The sequence below is a fragment of the Psychrobacter sp. bablab_jr014 genome (genome assembly GCF_016464015.1).
In the GTDB taxonomy this organism is placed as follows: domain Bacteria; phylum Pseudomonadota; class Gammaproteobacteria; order Pseudomonadales; family Moraxellaceae; genus Psychrobacter.
Window position 1 is genome coordinate 136273 of the sequence record NZ_JACDXT010000005.1, and the last position, 19075, is coordinate 155347.

At 47.5% G+C, this 19075-nt stretch carries 14 protein-coding genes; 6 read left to right on the forward strand and 8 right to left on the reverse strand.

Features of this window, described 5'->3' with window-relative positions; translation table 11 throughout:
* Positions 1-118: 118 nt before the first annotated feature.
* Both rlmF and JIE71_RS01615 read right to left on the reverse strand, forming a co-directional pair.
* The gene (gene rlmF, locus JIE71_RS01610) at positions 119-1096 is read right to left on the reverse strand and encodes a 23S rRNA (adenine(1618)-N(6))-methyltransferase RlmF (protein WP_228284490.1); all 978 of its coding nucleotides are present in this window, start codon (positions 1094-1096) and stop codon (positions 119-121) included.
* Between the two features lie 51 nt (positions 1097-1147).
* On the reverse strand, positions 1148-1600 hold the full coding sequence (locus JIE71_RS01615) for an MgtC/SapB family protein (RefSeq protein WP_199506981.1): 453 nt from the start codon (positions 1598-1600) through the stop codon (positions 1148-1150).
* 183 nt (positions 1601-1783) lie between these two features.
* On the opposite strand from JIE71_RS01615, the gene JIE71_RS01620 reads away from it, so the two are divergent.
* On the forward strand, positions 1784-2533 hold the full coding sequence (locus JIE71_RS01620) for a hypothetical protein (RefSeq protein ID WP_199506982.1): 750 nt from the start codon (positions 1784-1786) through the stop codon (positions 2531-2533).
* A 31-nt stretch (positions 2534-2564) separates the two neighbouring features.
* Here JIE71_RS01620 and JIE71_RS01625 read toward each other — a convergent pair whose 3' ends face one another.
* Together JIE71_RS01625 and JIE71_RS01630 are read right to left on the reverse strand one after the other, a co-directional pair.
* Entirely contained in the window at positions 2565-3893 is a 1329-nt protein-coding gene (locus JIE71_RS01625) for a reverse transcriptase domain-containing protein (protein ID WP_199506983.1), read from the reverse strand.
* A gap of 779 nt (positions 3894-4672) precedes the next feature.
* Complete coding sequence (locus JIE71_RS01630; protein WP_199506984.1) at positions 4673-5161, reverse strand: cupin domain-containing protein; 489 nt, start codon at positions 5159-5161, stop codon at positions 4673-4675.
* 122 nt (positions 5162-5283) lie between these two features.
* On the opposite strand from JIE71_RS01630, the gene JIE71_RS01635 reads away from it, so the two are divergent.
* Both JIE71_RS01635 and JIE71_RS01640 read left to right on the forward strand, forming a co-directional pair.
* Positions 5284-6489, forward strand: a complete 1206-nt coding sequence (locus tag JIE71_RS01635; RefSeq protein ID WP_199506985.1) for a MalY/PatB family protein — start codon at positions 5284-5286, stop codon at positions 6487-6489.
* A gap of 140 nt (positions 6490-6629) precedes the next feature.
* The gene (locus JIE71_RS01640) at positions 6630-7925 is read left to right on the forward strand and encodes a HEPN/Toprim-associated domain-containing protein (protein WP_199506986.1); all 1296 of its coding nucleotides are present in this window, start codon (positions 6630-6632) and stop codon (positions 7923-7925) included.
* Positions 7926-8101: 176 nt separating this feature from the next.
* Here JIE71_RS01640 and JIE71_RS01645 read toward each other — a convergent pair whose 3' ends face one another.
* The 4 genes from JIE71_RS01645 to JIE71_RS01660 all read right to left on the reverse strand — a co-directional run bounded on the left by JIE71_RS01645 (position 8102) and on the right by JIE71_RS01660 (position 13259).
* Positions 8102-9061 carry a glycosyltransferase family 2 protein gene (locus JIE71_RS01645; RefSeq protein WP_199506987.1) on the reverse strand — a complete coding sequence of 320 codons (960 nt, stop codon included), beginning with the start codon at positions 9059-9061 and terminating at the stop codon, positions 8102-8104.
* 31 nt (positions 9062-9092) lie between these two features.
* Positions 9093-10247 carry a hypothetical protein gene (locus tag JIE71_RS01650; protein ID WP_199506988.1) on the reverse strand — a complete coding sequence of 385 codons (1155 nt, stop codon included), beginning with the start codon at positions 10245-10247 and terminating at the stop codon, positions 9093-9095.
* Positions 10248-10250: 3 nt separating this feature from the next.
* Positions 10251-11522, reverse strand: a complete 1272-nt coding sequence (locus tag JIE71_RS01655; protein ID WP_199506989.1) for a glycosyltransferase — start codon at positions 11520-11522, stop codon at positions 10251-10253.
* Positions 11523-11645: 123 nt separating this feature from the next.
* Positions 11646-13259, reverse strand: a complete 1614-nt coding sequence (locus tag JIE71_RS01660) for a glycosyltransferase family 2 protein (RefSeq protein ID WP_199506990.1) — start codon at positions 13257-13259, stop codon at positions 11646-11648.
* Between the two features lie 415 nt (positions 13260-13674).
* Between JIE71_RS01660 and guaA the strand changes: the two genes are divergently transcribed.
* The 3 genes from guaA (at position 13675) to JIE71_RS01675 (ending at position 18809) form a co-directional block, all read left to right on the forward strand.
* Positions 13675-15270: a glutamine-hydrolyzing GMP synthase gene (gene guaA / locus JIE71_RS01665; RefSeq protein WP_199506991.1), complete on the forward strand. Its 1596-nt coding sequence runs from the start codon at positions 13675-13677 to the stop codon at positions 15268-15270.
* 272 nt (positions 15271-15542) lie between these two features.
* Entirely contained in the window at positions 15543-16064 is a 522-nt protein-coding gene (locus JIE71_RS01670; RefSeq protein ID WP_199506992.1) for an NADPH-dependent FMN reductase, read from the forward strand.
* Between the two features lie 417 nt (positions 16065-16481).
* Positions 16482-18809: a FepA family TonB-dependent siderophore receptor gene (locus JIE71_RS01675; protein ID WP_199506993.1), complete on the forward strand. Its 2328-nt coding sequence runs from the start codon at positions 16482-16484 to the stop codon at positions 18807-18809.
* Positions 18810-19075: the final 266 nt, after the last annotated feature.

Here is a 19075-nt window from a genome sequence, read left to right on the forward strand (position 1 = left end):
CATTACGCATCGTTTTCTTGGCATTCACTATCAAAAGTATTTACCCAAAAGCACGCATCAATAAAAAAGGCGACTTATGCAAAGCCGCCTGTTTCACGTGAAACTTTTACTTATCTAACTATTCTGTGAAACGCCATGCCAAGATACGGGTGATTTTTTGTCCGTGCGTCATGTTAATCACGCGGACGTCACTTGCGTTCACCTCGTGCAGTAATTTTTTAAGCGGGCGCAGATTGTCTGATTTCGACACTAAAGTCGTAAACCAGCCCACGTGCGCGGCGACTTCCACGCTCTCATTAATCATCTGACGCAAAAAGCCAATCTCGCCGCCCGCTATCCACAGCTCCTTTTTTTGCCCGCCAAAGTTTAGCGCGTCACTTTCACTTTCACTTGCGCTGTTATTGGTGCTGCCGCGTTTTTGTTGATGGCGGCTTAGCTTTTGCCGTTTACGCGTATTGGCGTTCATTGCATCATCAAGCGAGCCGTGAAACGGTGGATTGCATAAGGTGATGTCAAAATAATCCTGCCGCCCGATAATACCCTTAAATATATGCTCAGGCTGGGTTTGCCGCTTAACCTTGATAGCGCCTTTTAAAGGACGATTGGCATCAGTAATCACTTGCGCGGTCTGCACTGAAATAGGGTCAACATCCGTGGCGGTAAAGCGCCAGCCGTAGCTTTGCGCGCCGATAATCGGATAAATACAGCTCGCGCCTGTGCCGATATCGAGCGCTTGTATTTGTTTGCCTGTCGGCGGCGTGCCTGCGTCATTCTGATGCGTGGTGGCGGCGAGCAAGTCGGCAATATGATGAATATAATCGGCGCGCCCAGGAATCGGCGGGCACAAGTAGCCCTCAGGTAACTCCCAAAAGCTCACCTGATAATACTGGCGCAGCAGCGCTTTATTGAGCGTACGCACGGCATCGGCATCGCTAAAATCAATGGTCGGCTCGCCGCTTGGGTTGGCTTTGGTATAGGTCGCAAGTGCAGGTAAAGCGCGGGTCAAGGCGGCAAAGTCGTAGCGCCCCTGATGCGGGTTGCGTGGGTGCAGCTGGGCTTTTGGGCGGGTCGGTTTTGGCATAGGTGAGACAGTCATAAAGGATACGCTCGCAGTGTAGCACAAACAGCGTATCACTATGGCTGTCACTTATTCTGGGTCTGTGTCGCAGGTTTTATTGTCTGTCTTAAACGGGCTGGCAAATTGCAAAATCAAAAAGCCCACGACCGATAAAATAATGGCAATCTCGTAGCGTCCGTAGGCGACCGAAATACCGATAGCGCCTGTGTTCCATAGTCCTGCTGCCGTCGCCGTACCTCTTGCGCCTTGTTTATTCTTAAATATCGCGCCACCACCGATAAAGCCCATGCCCGTAATGATGCCGTACATAATGCGCGCCTCAGCATCCGAGCCTTTGTAGACATCCATACCGACCAGCATAAAAGCACACGAGGCGATGGTCACCAGCGGAAAGGTACGCAGTCCTGCACCGTTGTCTTGGAACTCGCGATTTAGCGCAATGGGTAAGGAGAGGACGAAGGCAATACCCAACTGCGCCGCATGATAGGTCAGCAGCGGCATACTGATATCGAATTCAAACATAATCACCTCCCTGATGTCTTAGCGTTTATTGTAGATATAAAACAAATACACGTAAGATACCACTACGCTTTGTTGATGGCGCCATACCATAGACAAACAGGATATAAACACGCCATCACGCGCGCTGTATTATGCTTTTGAGCACACCGCCCCGACCTTTGATTGATAGGATATGCCCCCTTTATGCCGCAACCTGCCACGAGTCCGACCTTTGCGCAGACCGCCTTTGACAGTTTACCCACCGTGATTCAAGAAGCGCTGCCTGACGCACGCCGCGTCGTCATGATTGCCAACAATCCAAGCATCAGCACGGACGACTTGCGCGACTTTTTGCATGAGGATGATGTGCTCGTTCTATTTAATCACTTTATCCATGCGGACTTTTTTAGCAGCCACCCGATTGCCTGCGCCTTACCCAAGCTGCTGTTTTTTCGTCAGATTGGGGACAGTATGTTGCATTTTGGCTTGCCGCCACGCGCCAATAATGTGCCGCAAATAATCGAGATGGCAGCACGTGCGCCGCTGGGTATCATGTTTGGCAATGCCATGTATCAATACCCCGCGCCAAGCGATGACCCCAGCCCGCAAGATGATCCTGTGATTGCATCACGTACGCTCGATATCGCGAGCGACTTGCGTCTGCGGCTGGACAGTCCGCATTACAGCCGCGTCTTGTCCGAGCATCACCCTGTGGTCGCGGACTATCCGTACTTTACGGACATTCACTCGTCTGCCGCCTCATCGGGATTTTTGCTCTATCGGCTGCTGCTGGCGCTGCGGACGTATCAGCGGGAGATGCCGCTTGAGCTGACCTTGCTTGGGTTTAATCATGATGCCAAAACCCCGCACTTTTGGCAGGGGCACAATTGGCAGTTTGAACGTGAAGAGATGCGCCGTGCGCCTGAGGGGGTGAAGGTGGTGGCTTGTGGGTAGGGTGCTTACAGTGAAAAAAAGAAGGTAGCAGCTATTTTATACCAAAAAAGAACATTCTCTTGTTTGCTGAACCGATATCTTCAAAATTTATATTTAAATTATCAGTAATGAGTTTTTTTCTAACGTCTTTAGACGCTTGTAATAACTGATTTTTAAAGTGAACGCCATTAATAGCTAAGTCTTCGCTATAGAAATTAGTATATCCTGATATTAAGACTTTGAGATAAATACTAAAGTCTACGTAGCTACCGCATTCTCTTTTGACCTTGGTCATTGATTGGAAACTATTTATACGTTCAATTGCTTTATCAAAAACTGAACTAGGAATACGTATCTTGTAGACGTCTTCTTTGTAGAAGTAAACAATATCAAAGCCCAAATAGGTAAAATCTTTTTTAAAACCATATATTTGGGTCTTCTGCTCACCAGTAGACTTTTCTATCTTCAGCTTGATGGCATCAAGGCTCGATATAACTAAGTCCTTTATGGCTTTAGCACCAATATATGAGTCGCTAAATAATAAAAAATCATCAGCATAGCGTATGTAAGGAATATTTTTTCGAGTAATTAAGTTGTCAAAATCGCTTAAATACATAGATGAGCATAATGAAGCAATAGGCATTCCTTGGCGTACACCCTTGCCCTCTAGTATTTGTAGATGACTCTCTATCAGCTTTATATACTTCCAATCTCCATACGCCAGATTAGCATCACAATAGATGAAACTTGCAAAGATTGAGATAAGTTCGTCATTATTCTCAATTTTAGAAAAAACTGTGCTAAATTTTTTTAATGCTTGCTCTCTATCAATATTATCAAAAAATTTGACGATATCTGCTTTGATAACATACTTATGCTGGTTGCGATACTCTATAACATCATCTAGTGCCTTACGAATACCATCTATATTTTTTTTGTGGATATTGCCTTCTTTATCGGAATATTCTACTTCTTTCTTATTGATACCTTTATTTAGTGCATGGTCGTATTTACAAAACGAGTTATAAGTATCTTCATAATAGATTCTTAAATATTTAATGAAGAGTTTTTGAAGTAGTTTATCTTGTACGGAAGGAACACAAACTAGCCTAGTGTTATCCATTGTCAGTAGTGTGTTTTTTAAATAGCTTGATTTAGGAAGGATGATTGGTGTCAGAGGTGCACAGCGATATTGCTGATTGGCTATCTTATAACACATAGACTTAAGAATACTATCGTTATATTTGTCAATATAGGCATTAACCGATACATAATCTTTATGATAGATATCATCTGCTTTGCGTTTCTTCTTAGAAAGCTTGTAAAGAGCCTTTTCAAAATTTTTACAGACGAAATCTGAAAAAGTAACCTTATCTGTCATGATGTCTCTCCCGCTTTAAATATATAAACCTTTTGCAAAAAAACTAAGCTATTTGTGCAAAAGGTCTAATGACTAGACAATCATGACGAAGGTGCGGAAATCTACGCAATCGCTGAGCTATATTGATTAAGCTTTGACAGACGTCTCCACTTAACCCGACCGTACGTTTTATACGGTATGTTATAGCACTGCTATGTGACATGACAAGCTCTTTAATATTCACTTTGCAATCTTTTAAATTGCGTGTGCTATTTTGAGCCTGTCCCTGCAAATTTGCGATTTTCTTATACAATTCCTCACTATTACATAGTAGCATAACCACGTCTGCAAGTATTATTAATAATGCGATGATTATGTATATTTTACTGACAAAAGGTGCTGTTGGCATTAGTGCGCCGATTAGCAGTACCGTTCGTTCTAACCAGTTTAATAGTTTGGTCATTTTCTCAACTGTCATCACGTCCTCGCTTATTCTAATTGTCGACACCCTTTGAGCTATTTGTAGCAGGAGCAAAGGTAATCTACGCAATCGCTGAGCTATATTGATTAAGCTTTGACAGACGTCTCCACTTAACTCGACCGTACGTTTAATACGGTATACTATAGCGCTGCTATGTGACGTGACAAGCTCTTTAATATTCACTTTGCAACCTTTTAGGTTGCGTGTGTTATTTCGAGCCAGATATATCTTAGCATTAAAAATTAGGGGTATGGAAAAGATTTTATATATTGAGCGCGCTACTTAGAGATTTATATTCTTATTAACAAATAAAACCAGTCTACACCTCCCCCAAATCCTCCAAATCCACATACTCCTTTTTGCCATGTATCTTATACATCTTACGCTTGATCTCTGGATACAGGGTAATGTCAATCGGTGGTCGGCTGCCGCCCATCAGATAGGTGGCGTCCGTATCGCTCTCATTGCGCATAGAGTGCGCCGCGCCATGCGCAGGAAAGCCGACAAAATCTCCAGCCTTTAGCACATACTGCTCATCACCGTAGCGCAGCGACAGCTCGCCCGACAGCACATAAATAAACTCGTCCGACTCCTCGTGATAGTGGTGCGTCGTGGTTTCATCGCCCGCCGCTATGCGTACCAGATGCAAGCCCACCTTACTCAGACCTGCGATATCACTGAGCGATACCGTATGGCGGATGGCACGCGGGTTGAACTGATGTACGTGGCGGGTCTCTGGCGTGTTATCAATAGTGGCTTTAGTGAAGATATGGCGGCTTTCGTCCTTGGGCGCGTTGGTCGTCATCATCGGTCTCCGTGCTGATGCGTGGTGATGTCTTTATATTAGCAGGTTTTTGCGCCTTGCAAACGGACGTACGAGCGCACGGATACGGCATCACAAAGTCGTTGGTAATACCGAAGGCGTGCGCTATGCTACAGAATGGATTACATAAGGAGCAAAAGGTGGCACATACAGCGCACTATAACTTTGATGAGGTCATCGACAGACGCGGCACAGGGTCGCTCAAGTGGCATTACGATGATGAGACCATTCCACTGTGGGTCGCGGATATGGACTTTAGGGCGGCGCCGCCGATTTTGGCAGCGATGGATAGTATCGTGCAGCGCGGTATCTTGGGCTATACCTTACCGACCGAAGCGCTGTATGCGGCGATTATTGATTGGCATAGTAGCCGCTATGGGCTATTGCTTACCGACAAAGAGATTTTGTTTTCACCAGGGGTGGTGCCCAGCCTTGCCTTGATGCTGCATATCTTTACCGAGGCGGGCGATGCGGTGCTGGTCAATGACCCTGTGTACACGCCCTTTATGAGCAAAGTCACGCAAAACAAGCGCACGCTGGTGCGCTCAGCGCTGGTGGAAGCGGACGGCAAATATCGTCTGGACTTGGGCGATATGGAAGCCAAAATCATCAAGCACAATATCAAGCTGTACTTTTTGTGCAATCCACAAAATCCAGGCGGGCGCGTATGGACGGCGGATGAGCTGCGCGCGGTGCTGGATTTGTGCAAAAAGCATGATGTAGCGATTGTCAGCGACGAGATTCATCAGGATTTAACTTTGAGTGGTCACACTTTTACGCCGTTTTTAACGCTGGCACAAGGTTATGAGCACAAGGTGGTCAGTCTGACCTCGATGACCAAGACCTTTAATATCGCGGGGATTAAAGGCTCGCTGATTTTTGCTAAGGATGCCGCGCTGATAGAAAAAATTGACGCCCAGCAGCATCTAAACGATGAGTATGAGCTCAACATGTTCGCCTATGCGGCGATGCACAGCGCCTATCGTGACGGCGGTGAATGGCTGGCGCAACTGCTTGCCTATATTGAGGACAATATTGAGTTTACCTTGCAGTTTTTGGCTGAACATCTACCCAATATCAAGGTAATGCGACCAGAAGCGTCCTATCTGATTTGGCTGGATTGCTCTGCCTATAGCAATGACGACCTGCAGCTGTATGACGCGCTGCGGGCAGCAAAAGTGGAGCTGAGCGCGGGCTATAAGTATGGCAGTGAGGGGCGTTCAAAAATGCGTATCAATGTTGCCTGTCCGCGTATGCTGTTAGAAACAGGCTTAGCGCGGATGGTGATGGCGTTTGAGGGGTTGGGGGGATAGGTAGTAATTCCATAACACTTTGGAAGAATTTGGTTTGAGACTCTTGTCCATCAAGGGTTATAGTAAGATTGAATCAACAATAAAATTCAGACGATGTTTGCGGCGTAATTAATTTAAACATTAGAGCTTGAGAGAAATAAATGGGTTCATATACTGAGTTATATATAGATGACTATCCTGTTCTGTCATCAAAAAGTTACGTTGACCCTGAAGTGATGACGCTGTTCACTGAGTCTGATAAGGCAGTCTTTACACAAAAAGTAAGCCATCGGAATCCGCTAGTATGGGGAAGGCTTGATGATGAGGAAGAAAGATTTGAAAAAGTTCATTACTATAAATCTTCTGTAAAAAATACTATCGAACGATTGGAAGTAATGGGTTATACAATGGCGTTTGTTAAACATCAATTTGAAAAGGACGTTAATGAGTGGAAGTCATTTCTTTTAGATAGTCACTCTGATGAATTACACGAATCCTCTATAGAAGAATATAACTTCTTAAATACTGTGACCATCGATGATTTCATTGCTGGCTTTAAAGAACTTCGATTTAATCAAGTGCCGCTTAGTTCATCCGTTTCATTAGACAAGTTTGAACTATCTACAGCAGCTAAATATTTAGCTAGTGACAATAATGGGTGGATGCTTAAGTTCCCATGCAATGATGTACGCTCTTACATTAGAGCCTTCCTAGCATCTTGTTCCCTTGATTCCGACGTTGTCCAAGATATTACAGAAGTAACTCATGCTGGATATTACAACTTAGAAGATAAGGTTCGTGATGATGCTATTGATACGCTGTTGTCGGGAGTCGATGTAAACTCGAAAATAATAGTGCTCACAGAAGGGTCATCGGATAAATCAATTATAGAGCGTTCACTGAAACTACTATACCCGCATTTGGCTGACTACTACAGGTTCATGGATTTTGGATTAGCTAACGCGTCTGGTGGTGCTAGCGCTCTAGTGTCTCAAGTGAAAGGCTTTGTTGGGGTAGGTATTAGCAATAAAATTGTTGCACTCCTTGATAATGATACTGCTGCTTACGTTGCAAAAAAGTCGCTTGAGAAAATCAATTTACCAGCAAATATTCGGGTGTTGCACTATCCTAATTTATCTTTGGCTGAAAATTATCCGACAATTGGTCCAACTGGAAAGCAATCAGTCAACATCAATAATCTTGCGGGTAGTATTGAGTTATATCTCGGTGAGGACGTACTAAAGGAAAGTGGTGAATATACCTTAGTCGAGTGGCATGGATTTGATAAATCACTAGGTAGGTATCAAGGGGAATTGCTAAATAAGAAAAAAATCCAAGAGAAATTTTATCAAAAAATAGCAGCGTGTGAGAAAGACAGATCTCAGATTTCACAATATGATTGGTCGGGAATGCAATTAATCCTAACTTCTTTGTTTACTGCCTTTGAACCCAATTAAACATCTCTAAGCAATATCTAACCGTCGCTTCATTTACACCAGTAGTACGAGCGCTCGTTTTGTCATACACGTCACCTTATCTAATCGTAGTGCTTGCGCCATGGGCCAAAACAACCGCAACCACTACAATGATTTTCTTATAAGACATATTATTTGTAGCAGCTCAAAAGCCACCCTCAAACAAACGGCGCATCAGGACAGTGTGACTCCTCTAGCTCCTTTTCTGTGGGCGCACGCAGCAGCGTAATCGGTGCTGTCTGCGCCGCTTGCCACTCAATCAAGCCAAGCTCGGCAAACTCACCCAACCAGCCTGCCATTGCCCAATGTTGCCACTGATCATAAAAGCGATTGGCATTGATAACGATGCTGTCCAAGTGGTTTAGCGGAGGACGGCAGACGCCGTGCTGCTGGTGGTAGACCAACTCCCCAGTCAGATAAAACGGCATGCCGCACGCGCGGGCGCGAAATGCAAAGTCAGTGTCCTCCGCGCCGTAGCCGACATAAGCGGTGTCAAAGCCGCCAAGCGCATCAAATTGCTGGCGCGTGATGGCAAAGCACAAGCTCCAAAACGCGCCGAAGTCCTCGGTCTGCGTCATCGCGGCGGGTGCGAGTGAGTCTGTGGGCGCAAAGTTCGGACGGTAGGGGTTGTATACCGAGAGCGCATCTAGCGCGGCATCATTCAGCATATCTGCTGCCAGCGCTGCCGACTCGGAGGTTGATAGCGGGCGCTTCAGATATTTGGGCTGCCCCATCAGTAGCGCCTCAGGGTGCGCCATGAGCTTGCTATACAGTCCAGCGATGCTGTCCGCCGCAACCAGACAATCGACATCCAAGAATATTAACGCATCGAAGCTCGCGTGCGTGGCGCCGATATTGCGATTGTGCCCGATATCAAAGCGCGCTTGCTTATCGTTGCCATCATTCGTGGTCGGAATCTGTACGATGTTCAGCGCGTATTCGTTTAGGCGCTTGGGGTCGGCGTCGTCATTGACGATGATGACTTCGGCAGGTGGCGTACTGCTGTTGGCAAGGGCGGCAAGCAGATTGTATAAGTGCGTGTTGCGCCCATAGCAGGTTGTGATGACGCTCACAGGCGCGGTCGGTTGCTTCGGGGAAGCTTTGTCGTGATGCATCATAGGCTTAGTTTTTCTTATTGTTAAATGAATATTAACGCTCAGGACGCAGCGCAAGTTTGGGCAACAGCCATTCGTAAAACCATGCCTTGGTATCGTCATAGTCGCCAAAGCTGTGCATCAATGCGGCAGCTGAGGTGTCCAAATCAGGCGCTGTCTGCGTAATGGCTGTCGGCGTAGGCAGCTGCTCGTTATTATTTTGCATTGTTTTACAAAAATCATCCCAACTTAATGCCCGACCTTGCGCTATTAAGGCATTGGCGGTGGCGACTTGCTCCTCATGCGGGCGCGCATCAGGCTGTACGATAATGGGCGTCTGCTCGTAATAGACCTGAGCGATGCTGTTTAGCCCGCACGCCATAAACAAGGCATCGCTATGAAGGATAAACGGGCGCACGTCTTTGACCTGCGTGGCAATATCGACCAAATGGCGCATGTTATCACTAATAGGACCGAGCGAGACGATAAAAGCATTGGGCAGCAATTCGCGTAGCCTGGGCAGGCGCGCATCAATCGCTTGGTGTCCGCCATAGCCTTTTATCACCGTAATGATAGGCGCACTTTCACGATACGGCGTAGCATCGTCTTTTAACTCATTGAGTAATGTCAAAAACTCGGAACGGGTTAAATCCGTACTGGGCGCTGTACCGATAAAGTCCAAATACAGGCTTTTTTGTGGCATCCACGCAGGCGTGTCTATCGCTTCAAGCGCACGTGGATACGGTGCGAGCATTGCCAACGCCCCTTTAAAAGCCTCTACGTGCGGCGTATCGTCCCGCACGCCAGTCAAACGCACGTACAGATAGGGCATGCTGATCGTGCGGCACAGCATGGCAATTTCCACACTGACATCGATGATCATCAGATCAATCTGCCGCGCGTGTAGCGCCTGTATCAGCTGATGGCTGCGCGCTTGAATGTCGCGATTGCCCACAGGCGAGTAGTGCAGACTCTCAGGCTGCCAGTATTGTCTCGCACGCCCTTTGAGCACATCGTCTGCGCGCTCATCTTCAGGCGCGAGGCGGACGACTTGCGCTTCACTGATATTGCTAAAGCTATAGTCCGCCGCCGACACGCTGGTAAAAACCGTGAACTGCGCGCGCAAAGGCTCAGGCAGTAGTGCCGCCAGCTTGTCCGCCTGCCGACAATGCCCCGAGCCGTGATGATGGGCGTAATAGCCGATGCGCATCCCTTAACCCTCAGCGTGCTGGGGCAAGGTGTCGAGACTTGGCGTCGCTTGTGGTGGTGGCATCGAAGGTAAATGCTTGGGCGTGGCAGCACTGGGCTTTTGCGCTGTGGATAGCGATTGTTGCTCTGGCGCAAGCGTTTGATAATACAAGTCTAAATAGCCATCGACCATCGTGGTATCGGCACAAAATAACTTGGCACGCGCACGGCACACCGCCCGTGAGATGGTTTTGATATTATCAAAGGCTTTGATAAAGGCGGCTTTGTCTTCTTTAGCGACCACAATGCCCGTTTCAGACGTGACAATCTCCGCGCACGCACCCACATCAAAGCCAATCACAGGCGTGCCGCAGGCGAGACTCTCTGCCAATATCAGCCCATACGGCTCATCCCACGTACTGGTAAACAGCATCGCCGTCGCTTGACCTAAATAACGGTTAATCTCTGCTTTGGTTTTGTGACCGACGTAGTCGAGCAAATCGCTGCCTTGCTGCTTGTCTTGGAGTAATAACGGCGCGACAGATTGCTCAAAATACTGTGCATTGCTTTTGGGGCCTGCGATAATCAGGCGCTTGCCCGCCGCCAAGCAATACTGGATTGCCAAATGTGTGCCTTTTTCAGGACAAATGCGTCCGTACCACAGATACACCTCTTCATCGATGGCCTCAAGTTGCGCGTCAAAAGAGTCCACATCAATACCGTTATACACCACTTTAGACGGCACAAATTCAGCAAACAGTTTTTGCTGGCAGGTACTGATCGAGGTGAATTGCGTATCGGTGCCCAATTTTAAGGTCAATAATGCCAAACGCAGCTGCGGAAAAATCGGCGTATGAAAAGTGGTAAAAAAGCGCTTGCCAAAGACCTGACCCATCATCATCGGAATGTGATGCAAGCTGTGATTGTGTACCACATCAATCTCGCCGCGTCCGTCACGCTCGATAATATCGCGTAGCGCATGTTGATAGGCGAGGTACTGATACATCTCCTCGCGCCCCATCGCCACTGACTCATGCTCGTTTGGATAGACCATCGCCTCAAATGCTTGACGCGACAATAGCGGTACAAGGGTCGCCTTCGTCTGACTGTCAGCATGCGCGTAAAGCAGTACTTCGTGTCCCGCCGCAACCAACTTGTCACACATTAGATGGGTAATCATCTCAAGCCCGCCTGCGTAAGGCTCAGCAATCGGGTATAAAGAATGCGCAATGATAGCAATGCGTAAGGGTCGCTTTTGCGGAGCGATAGAAGCAGTGGGTAAAGATAAAGGGGTCATAATAGTTCCTATGGTGGCGCTTATTCATCATCGTTATGGCCGTCGCTGTTATGGTTGTTGTTATTGAAAATAAAGATAAAAGTCAGGATAAAAATATGCGCAAAATAAAAAGTAAAATAAAGGTTAAAAGTTAATGGTCTGCTTATCTTGTACGCGATCAGTCGTCTCGATAGAGGGCATTTTTTGAATGTTTAGTGGTTTTACATATTCTGTATTTAATAAAGGAAAAGATGCTGATGGTTCTGGTAAAGAATGCAGGTACTCGGCTTCACTGGCCGCGCTGTAATTGGCTAAGGCAAGTCTTGCGGCAATGAGTTTTAAACCAAAGACGGTGAGCGCACAGACGAATAATATCGGGGAATAAGCTGCAGACAGCGGTGATACCAACAGGGCAGTGAGCGCATTTAACATCAATAGTAATTTGGGCAAGGCACGGCGATTGGCGTGCTTTAGCGCTGATTGCGTGGCATCAGGAGCGACTTTTGGGGTACACACAAAGGGCTTTTGGCGTCCCCACAATACAGGCAACCAGCACAGCGCACCCACTTCCCAAAAGTTTAAATGCATCAGCCATGTACGTAAGCGTTTAGGAATAGAATGTCGATAGCCGCGCTGCATTTGCTGGGTGAGTGGCGCTTGGTCGCGCAAATACGCCCATAAACGGCGCAGTAAAAATACGCCGTAACCTGCATAGATGACAGCCAAAATCGGTAACGCCCATGTGCTGTCGTGCCCCACTATCAAGGTGAGCGCCATCAGCATCACGGTGATAAGCTGAAGCAAGATTAAAATCCCTGTGCCATTGACCCATGCACTAAGCTGCGACAAGTGCGCGCGCTGATAACGGCGCTGCTCAGCTTTGCTGTGTTTGGTTGTCGCCATACTCGCGGCATACGTAGGATGCAGACGACGTAACAATGGCGCGGCAAGATAGCGACAAAAAATCTGCATATTGCCATATACCCAGCGCTGACGCTGTGCCAATAAATCACACAAGGTTGCGGGCAGCAGTCCTGTTGCAATCACTGTAGGAATAAAGGCGCTACGCATATCATGCCGATGCATGAGCACTCCCATCTGTGCGTCTTCGGTAATTGATGCGCCCGACCAGCCGCCCAGCTGCTGCAAATCATGACGGCGAATGACCGCATAGGTGCCTGTCGATAAGGCGCGCATACGATTGCGCGGCTGATATAGGTGATGGTTAAAGTAGTGATTTAGCTCGCTGTGAATGTCCTCAAGATGGGCGCTGCGATAAAACTGCGGAAACTGTAATAGTGTGTGCTCAGGATAGTCGTTAATGGCTTGTATCATCGCCTCACGGGCATGCGACAATGCTTCATAATCGCTATCCACCACCACGATATGACTACAGCGTCTGTCCATCCACGCCAGCGCCAAGTTAAGCGCCCCCGCTTTGTAGCCTGCAATCTCATCAATATGATAAAAGCGCACGTTGAGCGCGGCATCTAGCGATTCACAAAAGGCGGCCAGTGGTTGATAAAGAGATTTATCCGTATGGTTATTATCAATAATTAAGATTTCATCCACTGCCTGTTTGACAGCCAATAACGACTTAATGGTTGCAATCACAATCTCAGGTGGCTCCGCTCTTGTCATTAGCTGAAAACTAAAGGCAATCGTGGCAGCAGTCGACTGAGATGATACGGGTGCAAAAACAGTATCTTGCACACCGTGCATCATACGAGACGCAGGCGTTGGCGTTAAAGGAGCCATAATCTTTTATTCTTATCTTTATTAAGCTGTGGACGCTGGAAACAGAGCCAGCAAATAGCGCTTTGGTTTTAATGAAATATTTAATTGGCGCTTGAGAGAACAAAATCATAGTAATACAAAGCTTGGTAACATATTGATTATTAAGTGTTAGTTTCTGCGCTATCTCGTAATGTTACGTAAGTTTTTCAGTCATTAACTTAAGAAATTTAGTCAAGCACCGAAAATATAGAGATGTACACTTATAAAATAAGGTTTATAGCGATAGGCGCTAAAAATCTGTCTTAGTTTTGTCCTTATGTTGAGTGCGTCAACGCTTGAAAAAAATAGTTAAGAATAAAGCGCATATCAACCGCCATTCATGGCGCTAAACTTGTTAAAATAGCGCACTTATTCTTTATTGACGGATACGCATACTATGACCACTGCATCTGCCACGCCCACCATCAAACAAGACCGCATTTTAATCCTCGATTTTGGCTCGCAATATAGCCAGCTTATCGCGCGCCGCGTCCGTGATTCAGGCGTGTTTTGTGAGATGTTCCCGTACGATATCGACACCCAGCGCATCACTGATTTTGGTGCCAAGGGCATCATTTTATCGGGCGGTCCTGAGAGTGTGCATGAAGACAACAGCCCACGTATTAACGAAGCGGTATTTGAGCTGGGCGTGCCTGTGCTTGGCATCTGCTACGGCATGCAGGCAATGGCAGAGCGCTTTGGTGGTAAGGTACATGGCAGCGACATTCATGAGTTTGGCGCGGCAACCATCGACGTGACAGGCAACTGCGCGCTACTTGACGGCATCGAAGACAGCCCAAGCAAGCTCAACGTCTGGATGAGCCACGGCGATAAAGTGATTGAAGCGCCAAGCGACTTTGATATCGTTGCCAGCACGCCAAGCTGCCCGATTGCCATTATGGCGAATGACGACAAGCAATATTACGGCATTCAGTTTCACCCAGAGGTGACGCACACCTTGCAAGGTCAAGCGCTGCTCGGTCGTTTTGTGCATCAAATCTGTGGCTGCGCGGGCGATTGGACGCCTGACAACATCGCGGAGATGCGTATCGCGCAGCTCAAAGAAGAAATCGGTGACAAGCAAGTCTTGCTTGGCTTATCAGGCGGCGTGGACAGCTCGGTTGTGGCGGCGCTATTGCACAAAGCCATTGGCGATCAGCTGACTTGTGTGTTTGTGGATAATGGCCTCTTGCGCCTGCACGAAGGCGATCAAGTGATGCAAGTCTTCGCTGAAAACATGGGCGTCAAAGTCGTCCGCGTCGATGCCGAAGAGCGCTTCTTAACCGCGCTGGCTGGCGAGAGCGACCCAGAGAAAAAGCGTAAAATCATTGGTAAAACCTTTATTGACGTGTTCGCCGACAGCGCGCGTGATGTGAGCGCTAACACCGACGGTCAAGAGATTGAATATCTAGCGCAAGGGACGATTTATCCTGACGTTATCGAGTCGGCAAAATCGCACCAAGGCAAAGCGCACGTCATTAAGAGTCACCACAATGTCGGCGGCCTGCCTGATGACTTAAGCTTTAAATTGATCGAGCCACTACGTGACCTGTTTAAAGACGAAGTGCGTAAGCTTGGCATCACTTTAGGCCTACCTGCCAAAATGATCTATCGTCATCCGTTCCCAGGACCAGGCCTTGGCGTGCGCATCCTTGGCGAAGTGAAAAAAGAATACGCCGATGTCTTGCGCCTCGCTGACGCTATCTTTATGCAAGAGCTGGAGCGTTCAGGCTGGTATGATAAGACCGCGCAAGCCTTTGCCGTATTCCAACCGATTAAGTCGGTCGGTGTGGTCGGCGATGGTCGCCGCTATGCGTGGGTGATTGCGCTACGTGCCGTTGAGACCGTGGACTTTATGACTGCCCGCTTTGCGCATCTGCCGTATGATTTGATTGAAACGGTATCGAACCGCATCATGAACGAAATCAAAGACGTGTCGCGCGTGACTTATGATGTGTCAAGCAAGCCACCTGCGACGATTGAGTGGGAATAATTTTCTATTTTCAGTCGTTGTAATCACAAAAAGCTCACGTTATGTGGGCTTTTTTGTGGGTGGCATTCTCACATTTGCGGCATACGCTACACTACAAATCTAAAAACGGCTACCACCACCCAACCGATTAATAATATCAATCAAGAATATCAACTATTACAAATCGGTCATCGGCTGTATCAGGCGTATCATAGTGGCACACGATAAGGCGGCACAGGCTATCTAAGCGTAACGCTGCTACCACATAGCACAAGAATCATAAGGATTTTATAATGAAAGTACTCGCCTTTGGTACCAGCAATAGCCGAAACTCAATCAATCAAAAACTAGCCCGCTATGCCGCTACCCAGATTGATGATGCGGACGTTACCTTGCTTGATATTCATAATCTTGAGATGCCGATATACAGCGAAGAGCGTGAAAAAGAAAGCGGCATTCCACAATTTGCCCATGATTTTTATCAAGCGATTGGCGAAGCGGACGCGATTGTGATTTCTTTTGCTGAATACAATGGCTCGTACACCGCCGCGTACAAAAACTTATTCGATTGGGCATCGCGCATTGATATGAAAGTGTATCAAAACAAGCCAATGATTATGCTTGCGACCTCACCAGGGGCGGGTGGCGCACAGAGCGTGCTAGCTACAGCCAAAGCGTCTGCGCCGTTTTTCGCCGCCGTTGTCAAAGGCGCGTTGTCATTGCCCAACTTCTTTGACAATTATGATGAACAGACGAGCAAGGTAACAGATGAGAGCTTTAACGCGCAGCTCGATGAGATTGTCAGTACGCTCTAAGGTTTGACAATGAGATAAAAGCACTCAACTTGGTTGGGTGCTTTTTTTTGGCAAAAATTTTAGGAAATAAGGCTGATTTGTGCCAAGTGCTTAGTGATGCGGGTGGTAGAGAGGCGATGAGACTGACCCATAAGCCGCTGTTTATCGCCTTTCTCAGAAAAAATTAAGCACAAACTCTTATAAATTAATGAAAATAGTTATCATTAGTGTTTGCATTAATATTTCTTTATTGTTACAGTGAGCCGTCTTTATTACACAATTCTTATTCTTATCTTGCGCTATACCTGAATCTATCGTTCGTAGTCGTTACTTAACTCAAGCTGTAGTGAAGTACAGTTATGGAGTAGGTTGGCTTAAAAGGTCGTTTCGGCTGGGTATGCGCCATTACTACTGTCAATGCGTCAAGGACTGCACTCCATGTACACACCATTTGCTCCGATTACTGCCACGTCTCTTTCTTCAGTCATGACGACCACATCACGTAAAGCACTACTCGCGGTGGCTATTACCTCAATCATGAGTGCCAGTGCTGTCGCTGCTGATGACAGTGCCATCAGTGCGGCACAGGCCACAAGTAGCGAAGTGACACAAGATGAGGCTGAGCCAAGCACCACATTGGACACCATTGTGGTAAAAGCGGCGCGTGAAGAGTTGGAACAAGCAGCAGGCTTATCAATCATTAACGAAGAAGCCATTGAAGAGGCATCATTGTCAAATGACATCTCAGAGATTGTGCGTAAAATGCCAGGGGTAAATCTGTCGGGCTCCTCGACCTCAGGACAGCGTGGCAACCAGCGTCAAATCGACCTGCGCGGTATGGGGCCAAATAACACTTTGATTTTAATCGACGGCCGCCCTGTCACCTCACGCAATGCGGTACGTCCAGGGCGCGCCAGTGAACAAGACACGCGCGGCGATTCGCAGTGGGTGCCACCAAGTGCTATTGAGCGTATTGAAGTGCTGCGAGGGCCAGCAGCAGCGCGCTATGGTTCAGGTAGTATGGGCGGCGTGGTCAATATCATCACCAAGTCACCCACCAAAAAAGAATTCTCTATCAACACGCACTATGAGCAGCCTGAGAGCGACCTTGAGGGTAAAGACTGGCGTACCAACATCAATATGGCAGGCCCGCTATCAGACAAGCTCTCGTTCCGTACTACACTCGGCTATCATGACAGTGAGGGCGACGACCCGTATATCAATGCTGACGATGCGCTGATTGTTGATGGGCGCAGTGGCCCTGCACCGTCTATCGCGGCGGGTCGCGAAGGCGTTGAAAATATCGATGCGCGCCAGCTGTTTGAATACGCGATGGATGCGATGAATACCATCGGTTTTGATATTAACTATAGTCGACAGAATAACCGCTGGGCAGGCGACTCACAGTTTCAGTCGGTCAATGAGGATTTGGTCAATAACTTAGAGGGCGAAACCACCAATAAAATGGAGCGTTATGGCGTTGCGCTCACACATCGAGGCGATTATGAAAATACTACCAGCAACAGCTATCTAGAATATACCCGCACCAATAACGAGCGCCTAGGCGAAGGCTGCTGTGGCGGCGTGGAAGGGCAGATTCAATTGCCTGAAGATGGTGACACACCAAGCTGGTCAAAGGCCACCTACGATACGCTCAATGCCAAATCAGAATGGGACATCTACTTTGACCGTCATACACTGACTGCAGGCGCTGAGTTTCGCGGTGAAAAACTAAACAACCCTGTAGTCAGTACGCTGGAGTTTGAAGAGGGCTTTGAATTTGGTGATACCAACACTGACCCTAGTGAGCGCAACCCTGAGACAGACAGCTATTTGGTCGGCGCGTATATTGAGGACAACTACCAGATAACGCCTGATTGGTATATTACCCCAGGACTGCGTTTTGATTATCATGATCAAGCGGGTAGCAACTGGTCACCAAGCGTAAATACCACATGGCACTTTAGTCCCAACTGGTCGGTAAAAGCAGGGGTTAGCCGCGCCTTTAAAGCGCCCTCACTGTATCAGCTCGATCCCAATTATATTTATTACACCAGAGGTAATGGCTGTCCCTCATCGATACCTACTGAAGAGCGCGGCTGCTACGTGTTAGGAAACAATGAGCTGGACAATGAAACCTCATGGAACAAAGAGTTGACTGTCAGCTATGAGGACAGCACCAATCTAAAAGCAGGTCTGACCTACTACCGCAACGACTATGACAACCGTATTGGGGCGGGCGTAGATCGCGTGGCGGTCGACAGCGCCACGAATCGTTCTATCTTTCAATGGGAAAACCAAGGGGAAGCTATCGTTGAAGGTTTAGAAGGCTTTGTCACCGTACCTGTCACCGACACTGTCTCGTGGTACACCAACATCACAGGCAATATCCGCTCAGAGCGTAAAGACAATGGCGAGCCGCTATCGCTCATTCCTAAATTCACGGTCAATACCAATGTGGATTGGGACATCACGCCGCGCTGGAGTGCGCTGGCAGGGGCGAGCTATTACGGAAAAATCGACGCGCCAACGCGCTCGGTGACCACAGGCGATGCTCTTGACGGTGCTCTATTGTCACGCCAACCGTACGCGATTGCCAACATCAGCACTCGCTACGACATCAATGATTCGATAACGGTCGGTGCAGGGGTCAAAAATCTGTTTGATAAACAAATCAAACGTGAAGGCACCTCCAACAATGCAGGCGCACGTACCTTTAATGAGCCAGGTCGGGCTTATGTGTTTGATGTGAATCTTAAGTTTTAAGATTTTATTCACACAGGCTGCATGAAGAAAAAGCACTCAACTTGGTTGGGTGTTTTTTTGCTTTAGAGTTTCTGGAGCTAATCTCGCTTTCCGCTCTTATCTTGTCTGCTTACTAGAGCCGCGACTAAAGCCCACTGTGTTCCTGCTACCGCGAGACCACAGCGGGCTAAGTCGCTGCAATATAGTGATCCAACAAGGATAACCGCTGCAATCGAGGCTAAAACGCTCTAGGATTTTGATTTGAGTATGCATGTCAGATACTTTAA

Coding starts and splice junctions, on each gene's coding strand:
- JIE71_RS01645 (WP_199506987.1), bottom strand. CDS start 9,061: ATGATGCATCACGACAAAGCTTCCCCGAAGCAACCGACCGCGCCTGTG.
- JIE71_RS01650 (WP_199506988.1), bottom strand. CDS start 10,247: ATGCGCATCGGCTATTACGCCCATCATCACGGCTCGGGGCATTGTCGG.
- JIE71_RS01670 (WP_199506992.1), top strand. CDS start 15,543: ATGAAAGTACTCGCCTTTGGTACCAGCAATAGCCGAAACTCAATCAAT.
- JIE71_RS01635 (WP_199506985.1), top strand. CDS start 5,284: ATGCTACAGAATGGATTACATAAGGAGCAAAAGGTGGCACATACAGCG.
- guaA (WP_199506991.1), top strand. CDS start 13,675: ATGACCACTGCATCTGCCACGCCCACCATCAAACAAGACCGCATTTTA.
- JIE71_RS01675 (WP_199506993.1), top strand. CDS start 16,482: ATGTACACACCATTTGCTCCGATTACTGCCACGTCTCTTTCTTCAGTC.
- JIE71_RS01630 (WP_199506984.1), bottom strand. CDS start 5,161: ATGATGACGACCAACGCGCCCAAGGACGAAAGCCGCCATATCTTCACT.
- JIE71_RS01625 (WP_199506983.1), bottom strand. CDS start 3,893: ATGACAGATAAGGTTACTTTTTCAGATTTCGTCTGTAAAAATTTTGAA.
- JIE71_RS01615 (WP_199506981.1), bottom strand. CDS start 1,600: ATGTTTGAATTCGATATCAGTATGCCGCTGCTGACCTATCATGCGGCG.
- JIE71_RS01640 (WP_199506986.1), top strand. CDS start 6,630: ATGGGTTCATATACTGAGTTATATATAGATGACTATCCTGTTCTGTCA.
- JIE71_RS01655 (WP_199506989.1), bottom strand. CDS start 11,522: ATGACCCCTTTATCTTTACCCACTGCTTCTATCGCTCCGCAAAAGCGA.
- JIE71_RS01660 (WP_199506990.1), bottom strand. CDS start 13,259: ATGGCTCCTTTAACGCCAACGCCTGCGTCTCGTATGATGCACGGTGTG.
- JIE71_RS01620 (WP_199506982.1), top strand. CDS start 1,784: ATGCCGCAACCTGCCACGAGTCCGACCTTTGCGCAGACCGCCTTTGAC.
- rlmF (WP_228284490.1), bottom strand. CDS start 1,096: ATGACTGTCTCACCTATGCCAAAACCGACCCGCCCAAAAGCCCAGCTG.